Origin of the sequence: Streptomyces spinoverrucosus (assembly GCF_015712165.1) — a bacterium.
In the GTDB taxonomy this organism is placed as follows: domain Bacteria; phylum Actinomycetota; class Actinomycetes; order Streptomycetales; family Streptomycetaceae; genus Streptomyces; species Streptomyces spinoverrucosus_A.
The window spans coordinates 5,155,345-5,179,309 of sequence record NZ_JADPZX010000001.1; the positions used below are offsets into that span (position 1 = coordinate 5,155,345).

The 23,965-nt window shown below is 69.9% G+C and carries 21 protein-coding genes, 1 tRNA gene and 1 riboswitch; of the genes, 14 read left to right on the plus strand and 8 right to left on the minus strand.

The genetic code is table 11. From position 1 onward, the window contains the following. Positions 1 to 33 precede the first annotated feature (33 nt). The 8 genes from I2W78_RS23450 (at position 34) to I2W78_RS23485 (ending at position 8,656) form a co-directional block, all read left to right on the plus strand. Positions 34 to 1,080: a nucleoside triphosphate pyrophosphohydrolase gene (locus I2W78_RS23450; protein WP_307783760.1), complete on the plus strand. Its 1,047-nt coding sequence runs from the start codon at positions 34 to 36 to the stop codon at positions 1,078 to 1,080. Beyond that, positions 1,077 to 2,357: a cytochrome P450 family protein gene (locus I2W78_RS23455; protein ID WP_196462240.1), complete on the plus strand. Its 1,281-nt coding sequence runs from the start codon at positions 1,077 to 1,079 to the stop codon at positions 2,355 to 2,357. Before I2W78_RS23450 ends, I2W78_RS23455 begins: the two co-directional genes overlap by 4 nt. 327 nt (positions 2,358 to 2,684) lie before the next feature. After that, positions 2,685 to 3,815, plus strand: coding sequence for a LysM peptidoglycan-binding domain-containing protein (locus tag I2W78_RS23460; protein WP_196462241.1), 1,131 nt, complete (start codon positions 2,685 to 2,687; stop codon positions 3,813 to 3,815). A 209-nt stretch (positions 3,816 to 4,024) separates the two neighbouring features. Then, positions 4,025 to 4,204: riboswitch (cyclic di-AMP (ydaO/yuaA leader) on the plus strand. A 4-nt stretch (positions 4,205 to 4,208) separates the two neighbouring features. Further along, a complete protein-coding gene (locus tag I2W78_RS23465; RefSeq protein WP_196462242.1) occupies positions 4,209 to 4,886 on the plus strand; it encodes a transglycosylase family protein in 678 nt (225 codons plus the stop codon). 278 nt (positions 4,887 to 5,164) lie between these two features. Continuing rightward, the gene (eno, locus tag I2W78_RS23470; protein WP_196462243.1) at positions 5,165 to 6,445 is read left to right on the plus strand and encodes a phosphopyruvate hydratase; all 1,281 of its coding nucleotides are present in this window, start codon (positions 5,165 to 5,167) and stop codon (positions 6,443 to 6,445) included. Positions 6,446 to 6,544: 99 nt separating this feature from the next. Beyond that, positions 6,545 to 7,021 (plus strand): FtsB family cell division protein, encoded by a 477-nt coding sequence (locus tag I2W78_RS23475; protein WP_196462244.1) that lies wholly within the window; start codon positions 6,545 to 6,547, stop codon positions 7,019 to 7,021. Between the two features lie 40 nt (positions 7,022 to 7,061). Continuing rightward, complete coding sequence (locus I2W78_RS23480; RefSeq protein ID WP_196462245.1) at positions 7,062 to 7,685, plus strand: DUF501 domain-containing protein; 624 nt, start codon at positions 7,062 to 7,064, stop codon at positions 7,683 to 7,685. After that, a complete protein-coding gene (locus I2W78_RS23485; protein ID WP_196462246.1) occupies positions 7,682 to 8,656 on the plus strand; it encodes a Ppx/GppA phosphatase family protein in 975 nt (324 codons plus the stop codon). The genes I2W78_RS23480 and I2W78_RS23485 overlap by 4 nt, the downstream gene beginning before the upstream one ends. A 107-nt stretch (positions 8,657 to 8,763) precedes the next feature. Here the strand turns inward: I2W78_RS23485 and I2W78_RS23490 are convergent, their stop codons facing one another. Continuing rightward, positions 8,764 to 9,000: a hypothetical protein gene (locus I2W78_RS23490; RefSeq protein WP_196462247.1), complete on the minus strand. Its 237-nt coding sequence runs from the start codon at positions 8,998 to 9,000 to the stop codon at positions 8,764 to 8,766. A gap of 558 nt (positions 9,001 to 9,558) precedes the next feature. Between I2W78_RS23490 and I2W78_RS23495 the strand changes: the two genes are divergently transcribed. Further along, on the plus strand, positions 9,559 to 10,941 hold the full coding sequence (locus I2W78_RS23495) for an NAD(P)/FAD-dependent oxidoreductase (RefSeq protein ID WP_196462248.1): 1,383 nt from the start codon (positions 9,559 to 9,561) through the stop codon (positions 10,939 to 10,941). Between the two features lie 95 nt (positions 10,942 to 11,036). On the opposite strand, the gene I2W78_RS23500 is transcribed toward I2W78_RS23495, so the two are convergent. Beyond that, complete coding sequence (locus tag I2W78_RS23500; RefSeq protein ID WP_196462249.1) at positions 11,037 to 11,648, minus strand: hypothetical protein; 612 nt, start codon at positions 11,646 to 11,648, stop codon at positions 11,037 to 11,039. A 262-nt stretch (positions 11,649 to 11,910) separates the two neighbouring features. Between I2W78_RS23500 and I2W78_RS23505 the strand changes: the two genes are divergently transcribed. After that, positions 11,911 to 13,206, plus strand: a complete 1,296-nt coding sequence (locus I2W78_RS23505) for an SAM-dependent methyltransferase (protein ID WP_196462250.1) — start codon at positions 11,911 to 11,913, stop codon at positions 13,204 to 13,206. Positions 13,207 to 13,267: 61 nt separating this feature from the next. Here the strand turns inward: I2W78_RS23505 and I2W78_RS23510 are convergent, their stop codons facing one another. Further along, complete coding sequence (locus I2W78_RS23510; protein WP_196462251.1) at positions 13,268 to 15,796, minus strand: ABC transporter permease; 2,529 nt, start codon at positions 15,794 to 15,796, stop codon at positions 13,268 to 13,270. Between the two features lie 37 nt (positions 15,797 to 15,833). Beyond that, the gene (locus I2W78_RS23515; RefSeq protein WP_196462252.1) at positions 15,834 to 16,604 is read right to left on the minus strand and encodes an ABC transporter ATP-binding protein; all 771 of its coding nucleotides are present in this window, start codon (positions 16,602 to 16,604) and stop codon (positions 15,834 to 15,836) included. Positions 16,605 to 17,009: 405 nt separating this feature from the next. Here I2W78_RS23515 and I2W78_RS23520 point away from each other — a divergent pair. The 3 genes from I2W78_RS23520 (at position 17,010) to I2W78_RS23530 (ending at position 19,644) form a co-directional block, all read left to right on the plus strand. Then, a tRNA-Leu gene (locus I2W78_RS23520) sits at positions 17,010 to 17,096 on the plus strand. Positions 17,097 to 17,356: 260 nt separating this feature from the next. Continuing rightward, a complete protein-coding gene (locus I2W78_RS23525; protein ID WP_196462253.1) occupies positions 17,357 to 18,532 on the plus strand; it encodes a 4-hydroxybenzoate 3-monooxygenase in 1,176 nt (391 codons plus the stop codon). A 212-nt stretch (positions 18,533 to 18,744) separates the two neighbouring features. Then, positions 18,745 to 19,644 carry a Bax inhibitor-1/YccA family protein gene (locus I2W78_RS23530; RefSeq protein ID WP_196462254.1) on the plus strand — a complete coding sequence of 300 codons (900 nt, stop codon included), beginning with the start codon at positions 18,745 to 18,747 and terminating at the stop codon, positions 19,642 to 19,644. Positions 19,645 to 19,732: 88 nt separating this feature from the next. Here the strand turns inward: I2W78_RS23530 and I2W78_RS23535 are convergent, their stop codons facing one another. Further along, a complete protein-coding gene (locus I2W78_RS23535; protein WP_196462255.1) occupies positions 19,733 to 19,960 on the minus strand; it encodes a DUF4287 domain-containing protein in 228 nt (75 codons plus the stop codon). Positions 19,961 to 20,054: 94 nt separating this feature from the next. On the opposite strand from I2W78_RS23535, the gene I2W78_RS23540 reads away from it, so the two are divergent. Next, complete coding sequence (locus I2W78_RS23540; RefSeq protein WP_196462256.1) at positions 20,055 to 20,366, plus strand: hypothetical protein; 312 nt, start codon at positions 20,055 to 20,057, stop codon at positions 20,364 to 20,366. Positions 20,367 to 20,448: 82 nt separating this feature from the next. Here I2W78_RS23540 and I2W78_RS23545 read toward each other — a convergent pair whose 3' ends face one another. The 3 genes from I2W78_RS23545 to I2W78_RS23555 form a co-directional block, all read right to left on the minus strand. Continuing rightward, positions 20,449 to 21,240: a hypothetical protein gene (locus I2W78_RS23545; RefSeq protein ID WP_196462257.1), complete on the minus strand. Its 792-nt coding sequence runs from the start codon at positions 21,238 to 21,240 to the stop codon at positions 20,449 to 20,451. A 279-nt stretch (positions 21,241 to 21,519) separates the two neighbouring features. Further along, on the minus strand, positions 21,520 to 22,740 hold the full coding sequence (locus I2W78_RS23550) for an acetyl-CoA C-acetyltransferase (protein ID WP_196462258.1): 1,221 nt from the start codon (positions 22,738 to 22,740) through the stop codon (positions 21,520 to 21,522). Between the two features lie 136 nt (positions 22,741 to 22,876). Continuing rightward, positions 22,877 to 23,896, minus strand: a complete 1,020-nt coding sequence (locus I2W78_RS23555; RefSeq protein WP_196462259.1) for an SGNH/GDSL hydrolase family protein — start codon at positions 23,894 to 23,896, stop codon at positions 22,877 to 22,879. Positions 23,897 to 23,965: the final 69 nt, after the last annotated feature.

Here is a 23,965-nt window from a genome sequence, read left to right on the forward strand (position 1 = left end):
GGCCTTGTCGGCGCCGTGGGTTACGTTCGGATCGTGAACGCAACCAGCTTCGACAGCCCCGGCCGTATCGTCCTGCTCACCACCAGCCACCGCGTCGCCCCCGGCCTGCTCTCCTGGCCCGCCTGGCAGGCGCTGCACGCCGCCGACCGTGTGCTGTGCGCGGACGGGGCGCACCCCCAGCTGCCGTATCTGCGGGAGGCGGGGATATCGGTGGAGGAGACCGCCCCGACCGCCGAGGAGCTGGTCGACGTGTGCGCCGGCGGGCGGACCGTGGTCGTCGTCGCCACCGGCGAGGGCGAGCCGGCCCTGACGGACGGTCTGGCACGGCTCGCCGGCGGTGGGCGGTTGCGTATGCCGGAGCTGGAGCTGCTCCCCGCCTCCTACGACCTGCCCGGCGCCCGCCTCCTCGACCTCGTCCAGGTCATGGACCGCATCCGCGCCGAGTGCCCATGGTCGTCCCGGCAGACCCACCAGGGCCTGGCGAAGTACGGCATCGAGGAGGCGTACGAACTCGTCGAGGCGATCGAGGACGGCGACCGTGACGAGCTCCGCGAGGAACTGGGCGACGTGCTGCTCCAGGTCGTCTTCCACGCCCGGATAGCCGAGGAGGACCCGGACGCCCCCTTCTCCATCGACGACGTCGCGGCCACCATCGTCGCCAAGCTCATCCACCGCCACCCGCACGTCTTCGGCGAGGAGACCGCCTCCACCCCCGAGGAGGTCAAGGAACACTGGCTGCGCACCAAAGCCCAGGAGAAGCAACGGACCTCGGTGACCGAGGGCATCCCGCTGCACCAGCCCGGCCTGGCCCTCGCGGCGAAGCTGGCGTCCCGGGTGCGCACAGCGGGACTGGACGTGCCGCCGCCCCTGGGCCCGGGCATCGGGTACGAGCTGCTCACGCTCGCGATACGCGCCGAGGCGGAGGGCGTGGACCCGGAGGCGGCACTGCGGGCGGCGGCCCGGGCCTACCGGGACGCGATCAGGGCGGCCGAAGGGGTGGCCTCGGAGGCGCTACGGGAGGTCGGTGCGGACCACCAGGACGCCGAGGCGCACCCGACTGTGGATACCGTCGAGGAGTGACCGACCACCTCCACCCCGGCGCCCACGGCGCTCCCGCGCCCGAGCTCTTCACCTGGGAGTTCGCCAGCGACCCCTACCCCGCCTACGCCTGGCTCCGTGAGCATGCCCCCGTGCACAGGACGAAGCTGCCCAGCGGGGTGGAGGCCTGGCTGGTCACCCGTTACGTCGATGCCAAGCAGGCCCTGGCCGACCAGCGGCTGTCGAAGAATCCCGCGCATCACGACGAGCCCGCGCACGCCAAGGGCAAGACGGGTATCCCCGGCGAGCGCAAGGCCGAGTTGATGACGCATCTGCTCAACATCGACCCGCCGGACCACACCCGGCTGCGGCGGCTCGTCTCGAAGGCGTTCACACCGCGCCGTGTCGCCGAGTTCGCCCCCCGTGTGCAGGAGCTCACCGACGACCTCATCGGCCGGTTCGCCCGCAGCGGCTCCGCCGATCTCATCCACGAGTTCGCCTTCCCGCTTCCCATCTACGCCATCTGCGACATGCTCGGCGTCCCCCGCGAGGACCAGGACGACTTCCGGGACTGGGCGGGCATGATGATCCGGCACGGCGGAGGCCCCCGGGGCGGTGTCGCGCGGTCGGTGAAGATGATGCGCGGCTACCTCTCCGAACTGATCCACCGCAAGCGCGAGTCGCTTCCCGCCGAACCCACCCCCGGCGAGGACCTCATCTCCGGCCTCATCCGCGCCTCCGACCACGGCGAGTACCTCACAGAGAACGAGGCCGCGGCCATGGCCTTCATCCTGCTGTTCGCCGGTTTCGAGACCACCGTGAATCTCATCGGCAACGGCACCTACGCCCTCCTCACCCACCCCGAGCAACGCACCCGCCTCCAGCGGTCCCTCGCCGACGGCGAACGCGCCCTGCTCGAAACCGGCGTGGAGGAACTCCTGCGCTACGACGGCCCGGTCGAGCTGGCCACCTGGCGGTTCGCCACACAGCCGCTCACCATCGGCGGTCAGGACATCGCACCCGGCGACCCCGTCCTCGTCGTACTCGCGGCCGCCGACCGGGATCCGGAGCGGTTCGCGGACCCGGACACCCTCGACCTCGCCCGCCGTGACAACCAGCACCTCGGCTACGGCCACGGCATCCACTACTGCCTCGGCGCGCCGCTCGCCCGCCTGGAGGGCCAGACCGCGCTCGCCACCCTCCTGACCCGCCTCCCGGACCTGCGACTCGCGGTGGATCCGGGCGACTTGCGGTGGCGTGGCGGGCTCATCATGCGCGGACTGCGGACGTTGCCGGTGGAGTTCACGCCCGTTCCGTAGCCGCCCGACACAAACTGGGCGAGCCGCCCGACACAACCCGGGCGAGCCGCCCGACACAACCCGGGCGAGCCGCCCGACACAACCCGGGCGTAAAGGCGCGCCACGACCCCAGGGCAAAGGAACAGCACAAACCCGGGCAACACAAAGGCGCGGCACAAACCCCGGGGACCAGCGTAAACATGACACGCACTCAACTCTGTGATCTTCACGTGATCTGCGCGGCATTAACTTGTGACAAGTGATCGACTGCCGATACGTTCACCCATCAGCGCGGCCCCCCGCATCACCCGCCGCGCAGGTCCCTGCTGTCTCGCGAAAGGCCGCCGCATGCTCTCCGGGAACGGTCGTCACCGTCGCCCCCGCCAGGCACCCGCTCTCGTCGTCGCGGCCGGTGTGACCGGCTCCGCCATCGCCATCCCCCTCCTCGGCGCCACCGGCGCGAGTGCGGCCAGCGGGACGACCTGGGACCGGGTCGCGGAGTGCGAGACCGGTGGCTCCTGGAGCGCGGACACGGGCAACGGGTACTTCGGCGGGCTGCAACTCTCCCAGGAGGACTGGGAGAAGTACGGTGGCCTCACCTATGCGGCGAGCGCGGACCGGGCCAGCCGTTCGCAGCAGATCGCCGTCGCCGAGAAGGTCCTCGCGAACCAGGGCGTCGGCGCGTGGGCGACCTGCGGTCCGCTCGTCGGGCTCGACACGGACTCCTCGGCGGCCCGCGTCGACACCGGCGTGGCCGGTGATGCGTCGAGTACGCCGTTGGATACGAGATCCAGCGATTCAGGAAGTCTGTCCAACTCGCTTGGATTGTCCAACTCATCCGGCAGCTCCTACGGCGGCGACACCGGCAGCTCCGACGACTCAAACGGGACCGACGACTCCAACAGCTCCAATGGGGCCAACAGTTCCAATGGGCCCAGCAGATCCGATGCACCCACAGATTCCACCAAACCCACAGAATCGGGCGAATCCACCTCACCCTCCGGCTCCGCCACCCCCGCCACCCCCACCACCTCTCCGTCCGACCCCTCCTCCGGGCCCAGCGGATCCGCCACGTCCCCCGGCTCCAGCGAATCCCCCGAATCGGGCGAATCCCCCTCAACTTCCCTGCTTCCTGGCGTGTCGTCGACCTCGCCGAACACCTCCAGCCTCACCGACACGGGGGCTCTCCTCGGCTCCGGCAAGCACCGCGGGCACAGTGCGGACGAGGGTGCGGCCGACGGTCGTACCGTCGAATCCTCAGGGCGGCACGCCTCGCGCGGTGGGGCCACCACCCGTGCGGCCGTCGACGGTTCGTACACGGTCCGGGAGGGCGACAGCCTCTGGGGGATCGCCGACTCCCTTGGTGTGCAAGGCGGATGGTCCGCGCTCTACGCCGAGAACAAGGACGCCCTCGGCACCGACCCCGACCGCATCCTCCCCGGTCAGACGCTCGATGTCGGCGTCGAGTCGGGCGACTAGCGGTCGCGGGAAATCGCCCACGAACAGCGGGAGTTCACGTCACATTTCGCGCTGAATGTCCGTTTTGGCGAAAGTGTGGGATGAGTCTCAGAAGCCCTGATCGTCTTTGAAATTCCGCCGATCGCGTGTCTACGGTCATGACCGCTCGCCAACGCGAGCCCCGGTTGCCGCAACGCCGAATCCTGCCAGCGGCTGCCCGGGAACAGTCGTCGCGTCAAGCGCCGTAGGCAGGAGCGGGGGACCCAAGGTAAGTGCCGGGCCCGGCAGTTGAGGCGACTCAGCGCCGGCACCGGCTTGGGGTGAAGCCATGCCTTCTACGGAGGTGTGGCCGGGCAACTCATCCGGCCCGAACCCGACAGCTCACCTCGCAGGCGTCGGTGAGGGGATCCAACCATGCTGTTTTCCAGCAAGGGCAAGCACCGTCGTCCGTCCAAGGCCGTTCGCGCCATCGCCGCCGTCGGCGTCACCGGCGCCGCCGCCGTCGCCGCCCCGCTGATGGCGGCCGGCGGCGCCTCCGCAGCCACCGCCTCCGAGTGGGACGCCGTCGCCCAGTGCGAGTCCGGCGGCAACTGGTCCATCAACACCGGCAACGGTTACTACGGCGGTCTGCAGTTCTCCGCCTCGACCTGGGCCGCGTACGGCGGCACGCAGTTCGCCGCCACGGCCGACCAGGCCTCCAAGGAGCAGCAGATCCAGATCGCCGAGAAGGTGCTCGCGGGTCAGGGCAAGGGCGCCTGGCCGGTCTGCGGCAAGGGCCTGTCGAACGCCGCCTACGCCGGCGGCGGCTCCACCGACACCTCGTCCGAGGACACCGCCTCCCGGGCCACCGAGCAGCAGTCGGCCTCCCGTTCACAGGAGCGCCCCGCCGCGAAGGAGACGGTCACCACCCCGACCGGCGAGAAGGTCGAGAAGGGTGACGGCGAGTACAAGGTCGTCGAGGGCGACACCCTCAGCACCATCGCCGCCGAGCACGACGTCAAGGGCGGATGGGAGAAGCTGTTCCAGCTGAACAAGGACATCGTCGAGGACGCCGACCTCATCTACCCGGGCCAGCAGCTGCACCTGAAGTAATACGGGTCCAGATACGGTCCGAGGGACAGACCCCCGTGAGGGTCCCCCCGTCCCCACGGGCTCCCCGCCCCGGTGCGTGTTCCCCCGTACGCACCGGGGCGGGGCTTTTTATGTCACCGTTGTGCATCGACGTCTTTGTTCCGTTCGGAAACAATTTACTCTCGGTTCCGTCCACGAGATGGGCGACCGGCTGGCCGATCGCACGGAGCCGGTTAGGCTCGTCTCGCAGAGCCGCTGCGGTCCTGCTGAACCGCGTCACATCCACGAAGGAGATGCTCGTGCCGTCCATCGACGTCGTCGTAGCCCGGGAAATCCTGGACTCCCGAGGCAACCCCACGGTCGAGGTCGAGGTCGGCCTCGACGACGGCAGCACGGGTCGTGCCGCCGTCCCGTCCGGCGCCTCCACCGGCGCCTTCGAGGCCATCGAGCTCCGCGACGGCGACCCCAACCGCTACCTCGGCAAGGGCGTCGAGAAGGCCGTCCTGGCCGTCATCGAGCAGATCGGCCCGGAGCTGGTCGGTTACGACGCCACCGAGCAGCGCCTGATCGACCAGGCCATGTTCGACCTGGACGCCACCGACAACAAGGGCTCCCTCGGCGCCAACGCCATCCTCGGCGTCTCGCTGGCCGTCGCGCACGCCGCCTCCGAGGCCAGCGACCTGCCGCTGTTCCGCTACCTGGGCGGCCCCAACGCGCACCTGCTGCCGGTGCCGATGATGAACATCCTGAACGGCGGCTCGCACGCCGACTCCAACGTGGACATCCAGGAGTTCATGATCGCCCCGATCGGCGCGGAGTCCTTCTCCGAGGCCCTGCGCTGGGGCGCCGAGGTCTACCACACCCTGAAGAAGGTCCTGAAGAACAAGGGCCTGGCCACCGGCCTCGGCGACGAGGGCGGCTTCGCCCCGAACCTCGGCTCCAACCGCGACGCCCTCGACCTCATCCTGGAGGCGATCAAGGAGGCCGGCTACACCCCCGGCGAGCAGATCGCCCTCGCCCTCGACGTCGCCGCGTCCGAGTTCTACAAGGACGGCGTGTACGTCTTCGAGGGCAAGGAGCGCTCGGCCGCCGAGATGACCGAGTACTACGCCGAGCTGGTCGACGCGTACCCGCTGGTCTCCATCGAGGACCCGCTGTTCGAGGACGACTGGGAGGGCTGGAAGACCATCACCGCCAAGCTCGGTGACAAGGTCCAGCTCGTCGGTGACGACCTGTTCGTCACCAACCCGGAGCGCCTGGCCCGCGGCATCGAGGAGGGCGCCGGCAACGCGCTGCTGGTCAAGGTCAACCAGATCGGCTCGCTGACCGAGACCCTGGACGCCGTCGAGCTGGCCCAGCGCAACGGTTTCAAGTGCATGATGTCCCACCGCTCCGGCGAGACCGAGGACGTCACCATCGCCGACCTCGCCGTCGCCACCAACTGCGGCCAGATCAAGACCGGCGCCCCGGCCCGCTCCGAGCGTGTCGCCAAGTACAACCAGCTGCTGCGCATCGAGGAGATCCTCGACGACGCCGCGGTGTACGCGGGCCGCTCGGCCTTTCCCCGCTTCAAGGGCTGAGTGATCACCGCCTCGTAGGAAGCGTCGTACGTACGTCCCCGTACTCGGTCCCGTACCGTGTGCGGGGACGTACGCGCGTGGACGGGAGGCGGAAACCAGATGGCCGTGAAGGACCGGGACCGTTTCTCCACCGCGACCAGGATCCGGCTGCTCGGCGAACAGACGGCGGCCCGCGTCTACCGCTCCCAGACCCGCCGCCAGGCCCGCCGCTCCCGGCTGACCGGCCGCGCCGCACTGCTCGCGCTCGTCGTCTGCTCGCTGGTCGTCGCCCTCGCCTATCCGATAAGGCAGTACGTCGCCCAGCGCGCCGAGATCGCCGACCTGCGGCGGGAGAAGCAGCAGGCCCAGCAGCGGGTCGAGGAACTGCGCGACCTCAAGGCACGCTGGCAGGACGACGCGTACGCGGAGCAGCAGATCCGGCAGCGGCTGCATTATGTGATGCCCGGGGAGACCGGCTACGTAGTGATCGACCCGGACGCGACACGCCAGTCGCGTGCCGACTCGGAGGCGGCCGACCGCCCCTGGTACGCGAACGTCTGGGACGGCGTCGACAAGTCCGATGCCGCCGACCAGTGACGCCGACCAGAGACAAAGACAGAAAGACTCTCGTACAGACATGGACACGCCCCCGCCGCCCACCGCGCGCACCGAGCCCACCGACGCGGACGTCGAGGCCTTCGAGCAGCAGCTCGGGCGGCCGCCGCGCGGGCTGCGCGCCATCGCGCACCGCTGCCCGTGCGGGCAGCCGGACGTCGTGGAGACGGCCCCGCGGCTGCCCGACGGCACGCCCTTCCCGACGCTGTACTACCTGACGTGCCCGCGGGCCTCGTCGGCCATCGGCACGCTGGAGGCCGAGGGCGTGATGAAGGAGATGACGGCCCGGCTGGAGACCGACCCGGAACTCGCCGCCGCGTACCGCGTCGCGCACGAGGACTACATCCGGCGCCGGGACGAGATCGAGGAGCTGAAGGGCTTCCCGAGCGCGGGCGGCATGCCGGACCGGGTGAAGTGCCTGCACGTGCTCGTGGCGCACAGCCTGGCCGCCGGACCGGGCGTGAACCCGCTCGGCGACGAGGCGCTGGCCATGCTGCCGGAGTGGTGGCGCAAGGGGCCGTGCGTGACGCTCGCGGGGCCGCCGCAGGGCGAGGGCTGGGAAGTCGACGGTGACGAGTCCGGCTACTTCGCCGCGCGGCCCGTGGACTCCGATGCCGACGCCGAGGCCGAGGAGGACGACAAATGACCCGTGTGGCCGCCGTCGACTGCGGTACGAACTCCATCCGGCTCCTCGTGGCCGACGCGACAGTGTTGAACAGCGCCTCCGGCGCTGTGGCCACCGGCGAACTGGTCGACCTGGACCGCCGGATGACGATCGTGCGGCTCGGCCAGGGCGTCGACCGCACCGGACGGCTCGCCCCCGAGGCGCTGGAGCGGACCTTCGCGGCCTGCCGGGAGTACGCCGCGATCATCAAGGAGCACGGCGCCGAGCGGGTCCGTTTCGTCGCCACCTCCGCCTCCCGGGACGCCGAGAACCGGGACGAGTTCGTGCGCGGGGTCATCGACATCCTCGGCGTCGAGCCCGAGGTCATCACCGGCGACGAGGAGGCCGAGTTCTCCTTCACCGGCGCGACGAAGGAGCTGGCGGGGCGTGCGGACCTGCACCGGCCCTACCTCGTCGTGGACATCGGCGGTGGGTCGACCGAGTTCGTCGTCGGCGAGGAGCACGTCCGCGCCGCGCGTTCCGTGGACGTCGGCTGTGTGCGGATGACCGAGCGCCACCTGGTCCGCGACGGCGTCGTCTCCGACCCGCCGTCCGAGGAGCAGATCGCGGCGATGCGGGCCGACATCGAGGCGGCTCTCGACCTCGCCGAGGAGACGGTTCCGCTGCGCGAGGCCAGGACGCTGGTGGGGCTGGCCGGTTCGGTCACCACGGTGTCGGCGATCGCCCAGGACCTGCCCGAGTACGACTCGACCCGCATCCACCACTCCAGGGTCACCCGCGACCGGGTCCGCGAGATCACCGACTGGCTGCTGCACTCCACCCACGCCGAGCGGGCGGCGGTGCCGTCCATGCACCCCGGGCGCGTCGACGTGATCGCCGCCGGGGCCCTCGTACTGCTGTCGATCATGGAACGGATAGGCGCCGAGGAGGTCGTCGTCAGCGAGCACGACATCCTCGACGGGATCGCGTTCTCCGTTGCGGCGGGCGGGTGACGCAGGACGCGGAAGCGGATGCGCACGGCTGACCCGCCGTGACGCGGAACGGCCCCGGTTCCTCGTGGAGAGGAACCGGGGCCGTTCGTTTCGGCCTGTGCGGTCCGTCAGTTGCAGAGCAGGACGAGGATGCCGGTGCATTCCTCGTCGCCGCCTCCGCCGTAACTGTGTCGAGTTGGACTCGACTCGACGGCCGTGGCCTTCGTGGTGACGTGGTGGACGGGTGTGGCCGCCGCAGCGGATGCGGCCGTCACGACGCCCACGCCAAGAGCGATGCCCAGGGCAGCGCCGACCGAAATTATGCGCGAAGTGGCCCGCAGAAGGGCCTTCTGTGAGGTGATCATGCCTGCACGCTATGCACGGTTCTGGCGAATTTCGCGCGGAGCGTGGCTACCGGGTGACGGGGGCCGCGGCGGGCGACGCGGGGCGTGTCCGCGGGGTGGTCCGGGTCTCGTTTGCTACCGATCGGTAGCTATCGGCTGAGCAGGTCGGCTAGCGTATGAGCGCTCCGAGAGGCACTTTCAGGCCCCTCGCCCATCCCTCCCGGCTGCCCGCTCAAGAAAGTTCGTGAAGTTCTTCACAAGGAATTCGGCCCTGTGGGACTACGGATAGGTGCCGGTTGGTCCTTCCGAGGGATGAACAGGCCCTTGAACGTGTCCGGACGGGAGGTGTAAGGAGGCTACGAAGACCCCTCCCCGGAGCCTGCTTCCGTCCACTCACAAGGGCTTCCGCGAGCCAGAGAGGCAGCTCACGCGGCATTGACAACGGGCCGCATCGCGCCGTGGTTCCCGTCGATGACCATGACCTGCGTCACGCGGGCCGGGGAGTGTAGCACAGGCCCTGGAGATGCTTGTGAAGGGGCGCACGAGCTCCCCCTCGGGGACGGGTGGATACTCGATGCCATGAGCACCACGGAGCGTCCCAGGATCCTCGTAGTAGGCGGTGGGTACGTAGGCCTGTACGCCGCTCGGCGCATCCTGAAGAAGATGCGCTACGGCGAGGCGACCGTCACGGTCGTCGACCCCCGGTCGTACATGACCTACCAGCCCTTCCTCCCCGAAACCGCCGCCGGCAACATCTCCCCGCGCCATGTCGTCGTCCCGCTGCGACGCGTGCTGCCGAAGGCGGAGGTCCTCACCGGCCGGGTCACCACCATCGACCAGGACCGCAAGGTCGCCACCATCTCCCCGCTGGTCGGCGAGGCGTACGAGCTGCCCTTCGACTACCTCGTCGTCGCGCTCGGCGCGGTCTCCCGGACCTTCCCGATCCCCGGCCTCGCCGAGCAGGGCATCGGCATGAAGGGCATCGAGGAGGCCATCGGCCTGCGCAACCACGTCCTCGAGCAGCTCGACAAGGCCGACTCCACGACCGACGAGGAGATCCGCCGCAAGGCGCTCACCTTCGTCTTCATCGGCGGTGGCTTCGCCGGTGCGGAGACCATCGGTGAGGTCGAGGACATGGCCCGGGACGCGGCCAAGTACTACACCAACGTGTCCCGCGAGGACATGCGCTTCATCCTCGTCGACGCCGCCGACAAGATCCTTCCCGAGGTCGGGCCCAAGCTCGGCACGTACGGCAAGGAGCACCTGGAGAGCCGGGGCGTGGAGGTCTACCTCTCGACGTCCATGGACTCCTGCGTCGACGGTCACGTGGTGCTGAAGAACGGCCTCGAGGTCGACGCCAACACCATCGTCTGGACGGCCGGCGTCAAGCCGAACCCGGCGCTGTCCCGCTTCGGCCTCCCGCTCGGCCCGCGCGGTCACATCGATTGCGAGCCGACGCTTCAGGTCAACGGCACGGACTACATCTGGGCCGCGGGCGACAACGCCCAGGTGCCCGACATCGCCGCCCGCAAGGCCGGCGTGGAGAACGCCTGGTGCCCGCCGAACGCCCAGCACGCGCTGCGCCAGGCCAAGGTGCTCGGCGACAACGTGGTCTCCGGGATGCGGGGCTTCCCGCAGAAGGAGTACAGCCACGCCAACAAGGGCGCGGTCGCGGGTCTCGGCCTGCACAAGGGCGTGGCGATGATCGTCATGGGCAAGATGAAGATCAAGCTGAAGGGCCGGCTCGCCTGGTACATGCACCGTGGCTACCACGGCATGGCGATGCCGACCTGGAACCGCAAGATCCGCGTCTTCGCCGACTGGACGCTCGGCATGTTCCTCAAGCGCGAGGTCGTCGCCCTCGGCGCGCTGGAGTCCCCGCGCGAGGAGTTCTACGAGGCGGCGAAGCCGGCGCCGGTCGCTGCCGCGACCAAGACCGAGGAAAAGGCCAAGGCCTCCTGACCCTCGGGCCTGTCATCACCACCCCGAAGGGGCCGCCCGCCATCCGTGGTGCGGGCGGCCCCTTCGGCGTGTGTGCGCTCCGAGGGCTTTGCCGGTCAGGTAGCCCGGCCGGGCTCCTTGTCGGCGGGCAGCTGGACGCTGTCGAGGAGCTGCTTGTAGTCCGCTCGCACGGTGTCCGGCTCTACGTCGAAGCCGATCGTCGCGACCTGGACCACATAGTCGCCCGTGTGGATCAGGCCGATACTGCCGACGGTGCCGTCAGGGGCGGTGAAGTCGGCGTGGAGCGTGTGATGGCCGTCAGCCGTGGTCCCCGTACGAAGGTTGGTGCTCTTGATCTTCTCGTCGGGGGACTCCACGGTCTCGTTGTAGCCGAACAGGTAGCCCTTGAGGACGAAGTCGAGATCGTTCTGATCGACACCGTCCGCGTCGATGACCGTGAACTGAGCGACAGCGGAGTCGGTCGTCGCTATGTACGTATGGCCACCAGGTACCTTCTCGGCTTTGGGTTTCGCGGGAAGCTCGGCGGTGATGCCGCTCGGAGCGTCCTTGGTCTCCGCCCATCGGGCCTCGGCCTCCGCCACGGCGATGCTCGGGGCCTGCGGCGCCGGGGCGGCGAACGCGGTGCCCGGAAGGAGGGCTCCTCCGGTGATCACCGTTGTCGAAGCGGTGAGCAGGGCGAAGCGCTGGAAGCGGGAAAGACGAGTCATGGCTGTTCACATCCGTAAGAAGTAGGGGAAGCGGATACGTCCATTAGGGCCCGCCGCCCGAGGCCCGTCATGCCACTGCCTTTCGTGACAGGGAAACTCGGGACTTGACACGGACCGCGATGCCGACGCCGTTCTGGACAGCGACGCCCGGGTGCTCTGACAATTTGCCCAAACGTGACGCCGTGGCGGGACGGCGTCGCGGGCATTCTGGTGTTTACGTGGTGACCGACATTCCGGGATCGCTGTCACGGAGGTGTGCGCCATGGCTGACGCCGCGTCGCGGCTGAAGGGCCTGCTCGAGCAGATGGTGGGAGCACCGCTCCCGGTCCGTATCCGCGCCTGGGACGGCTCGCAGGCCGGTCCGCCCGAAGCCCCCACGCTGGTCGTGCGCAACCGCCGCGCCCTGCGCCGTCTGCTGTTCAAACCGGGCGAACTCGGCCTCGCGCGCGCCTGGGTGGCGGGCGACCTGGACGTGGACGGCGACCTGTACGCCGTGCTCGAACAGCTCGCCGGGCTGATCTGGGAGCGCGGCGAGGACGCCAGAACCCTCGCCCAGGCGTTGCGCGACCCCGAGGTGCGCGCCGCGGTGCGCGGGCTCTTCAGACTCGCCGGGCCCCCACTGCCGCCCGCCCCGCCCGTCGAGGAGGTCCGCCGCAGCCGCGGCCAGCTGCACACCCGCCGCAGCGACAAACGCGCCATCAGCCACCACTACGACGTGGGCAACGACTTCTACGAGATCGTCCTCGGGCCGTCCATGGTGTACTCCTGCGCCTACTGGCCCGCCCCCGACGGCACTTTGGAGGCCGCCCAGCGCGACAAACTCGAACTCATCTGCCGCAAACTCGCCCTGACCCCCGGTCAGCGCCTCCTCGACGTCGGCTGCGGCTGGGGCTCCATGGCCATCCACGCCGCCCGCGAGCACGGCGTGAGCGTCGTCGGCATCACCCTGTCCCAGGAGCAGGCGGCGTACGCCCGTAAACGCGTCGCCGACGAGGGCCTGACCGACCGGGTCGAGATCCGGGTGCAGGACTACCGGGACGTCCAGGACGGGCCGTACGACGCCATCTCCTCCATCGGCATGGCCGAACACGTCGGCGCCGAACGCTATGTGCGGTACGCGCGCGATCTGTACGCCCTGCTCGCCCCCGGCGGCCGGCTGCTCAACCACCAGATCGCGCGCCGGCCGCAGCAGGACGAGTCCGCCTACCACGTCGACGAGTTCATCGACTCCTACGTCTTCCCCGACGGCGAGCTGCAGCCCATCGGCGCCACCGTCACCCAGCTGGAACGCGCCGGGTTCGAGGTGCGCGACGTGGAGTCGATCCGCGAGCACTACGCCCTCACCCTGCGCCGCTGGGTCGCCAACCTGGAGGCCGACTGGGCCCGCGCGGTCAGGCTCACGAGCCCCGGCCGCGCCCGCGTCTGGCGGCTGTACATGGCCGCCTCGGCGCTGTCCTTCGAGCGCAACCGCATCGGCGTCAACCAGGTCCTGGCCGTGCGGACCCCCGACTCCGGCGCCTCCGGAATGCCGCTGCGCTCGCGCACCTGGACCGTCTGAACGACCGAGGGCCCCGCCTCCCGAAGGAAGCGGGGCCCTGATCGTCGTACGCCCTGACGAACTACTCCGACTTGATCGCCGTGAGCATGTTCAGGCGGGCCGCCCGGCGGGCCGGCCACAGGGCCGCCAGGACGCCCACCGTCGCCGCCAGGAGCAGGAAGAGCGCCATCCGGCCCCACGGCAGGACCAGTTCGTACGTGGCCATCTGGGTGCCCAGCAGCTCACCGGCCGCCCAGCCGAAGAACACGCCGAGCCCGATGCCGAGGACGCCGCCGAACAGGGAGATCACCAGGGACTCCAGGCGGACCATCCGCTTGATGCCCTTGCGGTCCAGGCCGATCGCGCGGAGCATGCCGATCTCCTGCGAGCGCTCGAAGACGCTCATCGCCAGGGTGTTGATGACGCCGAGGACCGCGACGATCACCGCCATGGCCAGCAGGCCGTAGACCATGTTCAGGATCAGCGTGAACATCTGCGCGATCTCGTTGGAGAGGTCCTTCTTGTCCTGAACCTTGATCGCCGGGTTGGCGCCGAGGGCCTTCTCCAGCTTGTCCTTCGTCGCGTCGGAGGCCCCGTCGGACGTCTTCACCATGATCTGCATGGCCAAGTTGTCCTCCTGGTGCGGGGTGACGACGGCGTTGTCGAGCAGGATGCCCCTGATCAGCTCGTTGCCCTCGTAGACCCCGGCGACCGTCAGCCGCTGCGCCTCGCCGTCCTCGAAGTGCGCGGTGAAGTCCGAACCGGCCTTCCAGCCCTTCGACTCGGCCGTGTCCGCGTCCACGACGACCTTGGTGCCGCCGACCGTGAAGGAGCCGTCGTCGACCTTGAGGTCCGTGAGCTTGCCGATCGCGGCGCCGTTGACCCCGGTCAGGAACTCCGTCTCGCCGTCGATTCGGGAGATCGCGTTGTTCAGCGAGCTGATGTCGGTGACGCCGTCGACCCGCTGAAGCTCCTTCTCGACGTCCGGCGAGAGCTGGTTGCCGTTGGCCATCGACACGACGTAGTCCGCGCGGATCGCCGCCGTCGCCATCTTGTCGATGCCGTTCTGGAGGCTGCCCGCCATCACCGTCATGCCGGTGATCAGGGTGAGGCCGATCATCAGCGCGGAGGCCGTAGCGGCCGTACGACGCGGGTTGCGCACCGAGTTCTGCCGGGCCAGCTTGCCCGACACCCCGAAGATCCGCAGCACCGGAGCCGCCGCCGCGATCAGCGGGCGGGACAGCAGCGGGGTCAGGATGAACACGCCGATGATCAGCAGGACGGCGCCGAGGCCCATGGGCGCCTGGCCGTCCGAGCCGTTCATCGTCGTCGCGGCCAGGACGGTGGCGACGCCCGCCGCGCTGATCAGGGCGCCCAGCGTGTTGCGCAGCACCAGCGACTTGGTGGTCGCCTGCGCGTGCAGGCTGCTCATCGCGGCGACCGGCGGGATCTTCGCCGCCCGGCGGCCCGGCAGCCACGCCGCCAGCATGGTGATGACGATGCCCACCGCGAGGGCCGAGCCGATCGTGCCGGGGGTGATGACCAGCGGCCCGTCCGGCACGGTGGCGCCCAGCGTGCCCATCAGCGACCGCAGCCCGGCCCCGATGCCGATGCCCGCGACCAGACCGGTGACGCCGGCGACCGTGCCGACCACGAACGCCTCGATCAGCACCGAGCGCGTGACCTGCCGACGCGAGGCGCCGACCGCCCGCAGCAGCGCCAGCTCCTTGGTGCGCTGGGCGACCAGCATCGTGAAGGTGTTGGCGATGATGAACGTGCCGACGAAGAGCGAGATACCCGCGAACACCAGCAGGCCCTGGCGCATGCCGCTCATGCCGGAGGCGATCTGCTCGGCCTGGTCGTCGGCGAGCGTCTTGCCGGTGGTGGTCTCGACGAGGTCCTTCGGCAGCGCCTTGTCCAGCGCGGACTTCAGCGCGGCCTGGGTGACACCCGGCTTCGCCTGGACGTCGATCTCGTCGTACGTGCCGGTCTTGCCGAACAGCTGCTGGGCCGTCGGCGTGTCGAACAGGGCGAGGCTGCCGCCGGCGGCGACATTGCCGTCGTCGGTGGTGAAGATGCCGGTGATCTTCGGCGTCAGTACCGGGCCGTCGACCGAGAGGCGCAGGGTGTCGCCCACCTCGTAGCCGGCGCGGCGTGCGGTCTCCGAGTCGATGGCGATCTCGTTCTTGCCCTGCGGTGCGCTGCCGGACTTCAGCGGATACCGGGGGTCCTTGTCGCCCCAGTAGTTCCCGCCCTGCGACTGGAAGCCGTCGCCGATCAGCTTGCCGTCCTTGTCGGCGATGGCGGTGAAGCCGGTGACGACGCCGATCGCGCCGGCGGCGCCCGGAGCCTTCGCGCTCTTGTCGAGCAGCGCGTCGGTGAGCTCGGCGCTCTTGCCGACCTGGTTGCCCTCGCTGTCCTGGTACTCGGGCGTCACGGCCACGTCGACGTGGTCGAAGCCCTTGGCGGAGCTGTTCTGGAAGGCGTCGGAGATGGTGTTGGTGAAGACCAGGGTCCCCGACACGAAGGCCACGCCGAGCATCACGGCGAGCACGGTCATCAGGAGCCGGGCCTTGTGCGCGAGTACGTTGCGCAAGGCGGTACGGAACATGGGAAGTCTCAGTCCGGGGTCGAAGGGTGAGCGGTCGTCAGCTGGTGCGGCCCTTGGCGTCGAACTGCTTCATGAGGTCGAGGACCGAGTCCGCCGTCGGCCCGTACACCTCGTCGACGATCCGTCCGTCCGCGAGGAACACCACCCGGTCCGCGTACGCCGCCGCCACCGGGTCGTGGGTCACCATCACCACCGTCTGCCCCAACTCCCGTACGGAGTTGCGCAGGAAGCCCAGCACCTCGGCGCCGGAACGGGAGTCGAGGTTTCCGGTCGGCTCGTCGCCGAAGATGATCTCGGGCTTGGCGGCCAGCGCACGGGCCACGGCGACACGCTGCTGCTGGCCGCCGGAGAGCTGGGAGGGGCGGTGGCTCAGCCGGTCGGCGAGGCCCACCATCCGGATCACCGAGTCCAGCCACTGCTTGTCGGCCTTGCGGCCCGCGATGTCCATCGGAAGGGTGATGTTTTCCAGGGCGGTCAGCGTCGGCAGCAGGTTGAACGCCTGGAAGATGAAGCCGATCTTGTCGCGGCGCAACTTGGTGAGCTGCTTGTCCTTCAGGGAGCCCAGCTCGGTGTCGCCGATGCGCACCGAACCGGAGGAGAAGGTGTCCAGGCCGGCGACGCAGTGCATGAGGGTGGACTTGCCGGAGCCTGAAGGGCCCATGATCGCGGTGAACTCGGCCTGCCGGAACTCGACGGAGACCCGGTCCAGGGCGACCACCTGGGTCTCGCCCTGTCCGTAGATCTTCGACAGATCCGTGGCGCGCGCGGCCACGGTGGTGGTCCGGCCGGCGACGGGTGTGGTGGTCACGGGGTGGCGCTCCTGTCGGGACGACGGGTTGTGCTTGGGACGTGCTCCATCGTCTCGGCCGTCCGGCGTCGTGTAGTCAGCCGTTGTTCCGGTTCCGGGGACAGACTGCGGTCGGACTGCGGGCGCCCGACTCATACCTGGGGATGACGGACGGGCCCTACGGGATCCCGGACGGGGGCAGCTGTCGAGAACAGGTGGAGCCCCCTCGTTCGGGCGGTGAAATTCCGTCATTCCGCATGCGCGGCCGACTCTCGCACGCAAGGCTACTGGCAAGTGCGGACGGCGCGTGCCGAGTGCTGATGGGCCCTCAGACGTCAATAAAATAAGACAACATCGGTCCGCGCTTCCGCTGTTCGGGGGATGTATCCCGATAGGCTCGGGACCTCGACGCGGAGCCCATGGCCTGCCCGGATGGTGGAACGCAGACACGGCGAGCTTAAACCTCGCTGCCCCTTCGCGGGCGTGCCGGTTCGAGTCCGGCTCCGGGCACCACGCCGTCTGGCCGACCCCCGTCCCCTGTGCTGGGGAGCCGGGGGTCTGTTCGTCCTCCGGAAAGAAAACAAGGCGCCGGGCAGCGAAAAGCCGGGTACTGGATTCCACGCGGCTCGTGCTGGGCACGGGGCTTTCGCGCTCGACCGTTGACACCCGTGGCCCGCCGACGCAGACTCGGACCTCATACGACGCTTGTGAAGTAAATTTCACTCGACGAACAAGGAAACGTGGCAGTGTCGCCCACCCGAAGGGAACACCCGATGCGCACCACCGTCGGCATCATCGGAGCCGGCCCGGCCGGCCTGCTGCTCGCGCGGCTGCTGCACAACGCCGGGATCGACTCGGTCGTGCTGGAATGCCGCGACCGGGCCTACGTCGAACGGCGGCAGCGGGCCGGGATCCTCGAACAGGGGACGGTGGACGTACTGCGCGCGGCCGGGGCCGGGGAGCGGATGGACCGGGAGGGTCTGCGCCACGACGGCATCGAACTGCGCTTCGACCGACGCCGCCACCGCGTCGACTTCCCCGCCCTGACCGGCGGCCGGTCCGTGATGGTGTACGCGCAGACGGAGGTGTGCAAGGACCTCATCGCCCTGCAGCCCAAGGAGGGCGGCCCGCTGCTGTTCGAGGCGGAGGCACTCGCGGTCGAGGACGCGGAGAGCGAGCGGCCGCGCGTGCGTTTCCGGCACGGGGGCAGGGAAGACGTACTGGAGTGCGAGTACGTCGTCGGATGCGACGGTTTCTGGGGCGTCGCCCGTAAGGCGGTGCCGGCCTCGCTGTCCCGCGTGTTCGAACGGACGTACCCGTTCGGGTGGCTCGGCATCCTCGCCGACGTACCGCCCTCGCACGACGAGCTGGTCTACGCCCGGCACGACCGCGGCTTCGCCCTGCTGTCCATGCGGTCGACGTCCGTGTCCCGTCTCTACCTCCAAGTGCCGGACGGCACGGACGCCGAGGAGTGGGACGACGACGAGATCTGGGCGGAGCTGGAGCGACGCTTCGAGACCGCCGACGACTGGCGGCTGCGGCGCGGGCCCATCACCCAGAAGTCGGTCACGCCGATGCGGTCCTTCGTGCACGAGCCGATGCGACACGGACGGCTCTTCCTCGCCGGCGACGCCGCGCACATCGTGCCGCCGACCGGGGCCAAGGGCCTCAACCTGGCCGTCGGTGACGTCGTCACCTTCGCGCGGGCCCTGACACACCATAAGGAGACGGGCTCGGCCGAGCTGCTCGACGCCTACTCGGAGACCTGCCTGCGCCGCGTCTGGCAGGCCGAGCGGTTCTCGTACGACATGACGACGCTCCTGCACCGGGCCCCGGACGCCAGCCCCTTCGAGGACCGGCTCCAGCTCGCCCGGCTGGAACGGATCGCCACCTCGCGGGCCGCGGAGACCGACCTCGCCGAGGCCTACACGGGGTTCCCGTTGCACTGACCCCCGCTCACCTGTGAGGCTTGATCACCGGCCGGTTCCGGCCATGTACCGAGTTCGTCAGGAATGACGCCCTCCGCTGGCGGGAATCACGCACCCGGCTAGCGTGTTGCGCAGCACGAGGGGGAAAGATCCTCCCCAAGCACTAGGGTGATTCTTTTGCCTGTCCATTACTCTTGGGCCAGAGCCACGCAGGGTGGCCATGGAGGAGTGAAATGAGGAGCAGCAACCCGGTCTTCTCGCGACGGGGGTTCAGCCGCGACAACGGCTACGCGGGCTTCAACACCGCGCCGCAGGCCGGGGGCGCAGCTGTAGGCACCCAGGGCAACCCGTACGCCCAGCCCGGCGCCGGTAACCCGTACGCGCAGAACCCCTACGCCCAGAACCCGTACGCGCAGCAGGACCTGCAGTACGGCGCCCCGCCGCAGGCTCCGGCCGGCACCGGCCGGATGACGATGGACGACGTCGTCATGCGCTCGGCGATGACGCTCGGCACGGTCGTCGTCGGTGCCGTCCTCGCCTGGGCACTGCTGCCGGTGTCGTCCAGCAGCTACGGCCTGGCGATCGGCGCCGCGCTCATCGCCTTCGTCCTGGCGATGGTCCAGTCGTTCAAGCGCAAGGCCTCGCCCGCGCTGATCCTGTCCTACGCCGCGTTCGAGGGTGTCTTCCTCGGCGTGTTCAGCGAGATGTTCAACAGCCGCTGGTCCGGCGCGCCCTTCCAGGCGGTGCTCGGCACGATGGCGGTCACGGGCGCCACGCTGCTCATCTACAAGGCCGGCTGGATCCGCGTCACCGCGCGGTACGCCCGGATCGGTATGGCGATCGCCATCGCCTTCGTCCTGGTCATGGCCGTCAACCTGCTGCTGGTCGCCTTCGGTGTCGCCGAGGACGGCGGTCTGCGCAGCATGGGCCCGCTCGGTGCGATCGTCGGCATCATCGCGATCGTGCTCGGCGCGTTCTTCCTGACCCTCGACTTCAAGCAGATCGAGGACGGCATCGCCTACGGTGCGCCGCGCGAGGAGTCCTGGCTGGCCGCGTTCGGTCTGACCATGACGCTGGTGTGGATCTACATCGAGATGCTGCGCCTGGTCGCCATCTTCAGCGGCGACGACTGAGCGGCGCTGCGCTGCTGAACGCCGACGCGTGAACGCATGAAAGGGCCCCGGGTTCACCCGGGGCCCTTTTCGCTGTCTCTGTGCGCGCTCAGAGCAGTTTGCGCGCGGCCCTCCTCAGGTCGTACTCGTGGATGATCGCCTTGGCGTGGCCGTACGCGAGGTCGTACTCGTGACGCAGCCAGCTGACCTTCTCCTCGAAGCGGAGAGCGGGCCCTTCTTCGACGGTGCGCAGCCAGTCGGCGACTTCACGACCGGTGCAGTGGGGGATACGGGCGAGCAGATTGCGATGGGTCTCCTCGGAGAAGACTTGGGACATCGGCGCCTCCGGAAGCAATCGGGTGTAAGCCGGTCCTTCAGGTCACCGTGCCTGAGCGTTCGTCTGTTGGCAACAGTGCGGGTAGCCTGCCGGCGTGGTTGATACGACGCGTCTGATCAGTGCGGTTGATCAATTTGCGGATCGGTTGAGGGCGGCGCCGCAGAGTCGGTTGCAGCGGGGCGCTGCCGCTGAGGCGTTGGCGCTGGCCAGGGAGCTGGCCCGGCGGGCGCAGTCGGTGGAGGCGCCGGGGAGCGAGCCTCGGGAGATGCCGGATGCGGGGATGTTCGCGGCGGCCGACCAGATCAGTGTCGCGGGGCGGGATCTGGCCGTTGTGCTGACGAGTGAGGCTGAGGTGGAGGAGGCCGTGCGGGTGGTGGGGGAGGCGCAGAAGCGGGCAGGGGTGTGACGGCTTGGTCGCGGGTGCGGGTGCGTGGCGGGTTGCTCGCGCAGTTCCCCGCGCCCCTGATGGCGTCGCCCTGCTCTGCGTTCTAGAACGACGCTATGACCCTGTCCGCCAGGATGTACACCGTCTCCCCGCCGCACGTGAACGTCAGGGTGTACGCGCCCGAGAGGCCCGAGCCGCCCAGGAGGGCCGGGGTCTCGCCGGAGCGGAGGGCCGCGGCGAGGCGTTCGGCGGTTTCGCGGTGGCCCGGGGTCATGCAGAGGGTCGTACCGTCGGCGAAGACGTAGACGTCGAGGGTGCCCAGCGGGCCGGGGCGGACGTCGGTGAGTTCGACGCCGGACGCGGCCAGTTCCTCCAGGATGGACACCGTGCGCTCGTGGTCGCCCACGACCGGTGACGGGGTCGGTGTGAAGTCGGGGTGGGAGGGGTGGCGGCGGCGGGCCGCGGCCAGTTCGGGGGACTCGCCGGCGAACTCGTCCGGCTCGGCGCCGGGCTCGGTCACCGGCTCCAACGGCTCCAGGCCCGCGAAGTCGGCCTGCCGGGGGAGGAAGAGGTCGTGGTCGGTCAGGCCGCCCAGCAGCGAGGGCGCGTCGGAGACGTCACGGGCCTCCTGGGCGGCCCAGAAGGCGCGCGCCTCGGCCAGCTCCCGCTCCCGCTCCTCGGCCAGCGCCTCGGCCACGGCCGCGCGTATCTCCTCGGTGTCGGCGGCGGTGCGGGCGGCGGGCAGCAGTTTGCGGGCGGCGGCGCGGCCTTCGGCGAGTTCCGTGTGCAGGGCCGCGACCTGGCGGCGCAACTGCATGAGGGTGCGCAGGACGGCTACGCCCACGGCGCCCGTGGCGGCCGTGGTGACCAGCAAGGCGATCGGCATGGCGCTCACTGACGTACTCCCGGTTCAAGGTCGACCCCCGACTTCCTACATCAGCTTGATGGGTGAACTAACCAGCTGTCAGTGCGTAACGTCACGAAACGGACAGGACTTTGCGTCAGGTGTTTCGGCTGGAACTGCTCTGACCTGCGGTGATCCCTGTGGCGAGGGAGATAGGTCACATCCTGGGGGAGATTGGGTCACAAAACGGCCCAGAACCCCGGTGATTGCGGAGTTCTGGGCCAATGCGTGACGGCGGGTGGTGTGCCGGTCACCCAGGGGGTACGAGGGTCAGCTGAGGCGCTCGATCACCATCGCCATGCCCTGGCCACCGCCGACGCACATCGTCTCCAGGCCGAACTGCTTGTCGTGCCACTGCAGGGAGTTGATGAGCGTGCCGGTGATCCGGGCGCCGGTCATGCCGAAGGGGTGGCCGACGGCGATGGCGCCGCCGTTGACGTTCAGCTTCTCCAGCGGGATGTTCAGGTCGCGGTAGGAGGGGATCACCTGCGCGGCGAAGGCCTCGTTGATCTCGACGAGGTCGATGTCGTCGATGGTCAGGCCGGCGCGGGCGAGGGCCTGCTTGGACGCCTCGACGGGGCCGTAGCCCATGATCTCGGGAGAGAGGCCGGAGACGCCGGTGGAGACGATCCGGGCGAGCGGGGTCAGGCCCAGCTCGCGGGCCTTGGTGTCGGACATGATGATCAGGGCCGCGGCGCCGTCGTTGAGGGGGCAGCAGTTGCCGGCGGTGACCAGGCCGTCGGGGCGGAAGACCGGCTTCAGGCCCGCGACGCCCTCCAGGGTGACGCCGGCGCGGGGGCCGTCGTCCTTGCTGACGACCGTGCCGTCGGGGAGCGTCACCGGGGTGATCTCGCGCTCCCAGAAGCCCTTCTTGATGGCTTCCTCGGCGAGGTTCTGCGAGCGGACGCCGAACTCGTCCATCTCCTGGCGGGTCACGCCCCACTGCCGGGCCAGGTTCTCCGCCGTCTGGCCCATCGCGATGTACGGGTCGGGGACCAGGCCGTCCTCGCGCGGGTCGTGCCAGGTCGAGCCCTCGGACTGGGCGACCGCGGCGGTGCGGGCCTCGGCGTCGGCGAAGAGCGGGTTGCGCGTGTCGGGCAGGCTGTCGGAGTTTCCCTTGGCGAAGCGGGAGACCGTCTCGACGCCGGCCGAGATGAAGACGTCGCCCTCACCGGCCTTGATGGCGTGCAGGGCCATGCGGGAGGTCTGGAGCGACGAGGAGCAGTAGCGGGTGATCGTGCAGCCCGGCAGGTGGTCCATGCCCATCTGCACGGCGACGATCCGGCCGAGGTTGTTGCCCTGCTCGCCGCCGGGCAGGCCGCAGCCGAGCATCAGGTCGTCGATGTCCTTCGGGTCCAGCTCGGGGACCTTGGCGAGGGCTGCCTGGATGATCGTGGCGGTGAGGTCGTCGGGGCGCAGGTCCTTGAGGGAGCCCTTGAAGGCGCGGCCGATGGGGGAGCGGGCGGCAGAGACGATCACGGCTTCGGGCATCACGGCTCCATTGGCGTACGGGATGGGCAGGGCTGGTTGGGAAGTTACCCGTACGTATGCGCGAGGTCACTGGTGTCGTGGTGTGACACGGACCGCAATTTTCTAAGCGCTTGCTTTTCTACCGCCGGAGTCGGCGCTACGACGGCTGCGGTGACGGCTCCGCCTCCGTCACCCGCCGCCTGCGCCTGCGCTTCAGCAGGGCCCACGGCCCGCGCGGGCCCGTCGGCATGGCGGCCGTGACCTCCGTACCGGCCTCCGAGGCCGCCTCCGCCGCCGCCCGGGCCACCGGCAGGAAGCCCTCGCGGCGGGTGGCGTCGGGGCGCTCCTCCTCCGCCGGCCACAGGCCCAGGGCGGCGCAGACCGTGGGCAGGACGGCCATCGCGGCGGTGGCGTAGCCCTCGGCGGAGGGGTGGTAGTTGTCCGGGCCGAACAGCTCGCGCGGGTTCGCGGCGAACTCGGGGCCCAGCATGTCGCCCAGCGAAACCGTGCGGCCGCCCTGCTCGACGACTCCGATCGTCTGGGCGGCCGCCAGCTGGCGGGAGGCGCGTCTGGCCAGCCAGCGCAACGGCTGCTGCACCGGCTCGATCGTGCCCAGGTCGGGGCAGGTGCCGACGACCACCTCGGCGCCGGCCGTGCGCAGGCGCCGTACCGCCGCCGACAGGTGGCGCACCGAGCGGGTGGGCGGGATGCGGTTGGTGACGTCGTTCGCGCCGACCATGATCACGCAGATGTCGGGGATCCGGTCCTGGTCCGCGAGGACCAGCGTCACCTGGCGGTCCAGGTCGTCGGACATCGCGCCGGGCAGGGCGACGTTGCGCAGGTCGACGGGGCGCTCCGCGACCGCGGCGAGGCCCGAGGCGAGTAGCGCGCCCGGGGTCTGGCCGGCGCGGTGGACGCCCTGGCCGGCGGCGGTGGAGTCGCCGAGCAGGGTGAGCAGGAGGGGCGGGACGGCCGGGGTGTCGTACGCACGTCCGTACCGCCCGTTCGCGTTCGGCACGTACGGCGTCGAACCGTTGCCCACCTGGCGCCGCGCCAGCTGCACCTCGGCCAGCACCAGGCCGACGACCGCCGCACCGGCCAGGCCGATGCCGCCACCGCCGTACGCCGCACCGGCTGCGATGCGCCGGGCCACTCTCGCCCTCGACATCCTGGTCATGCGTCGCCGACACCTCCTCGCACCCGTACACCCACTCCTTGCCCCGAAGCGAGCCCCCGCCAATCTCAA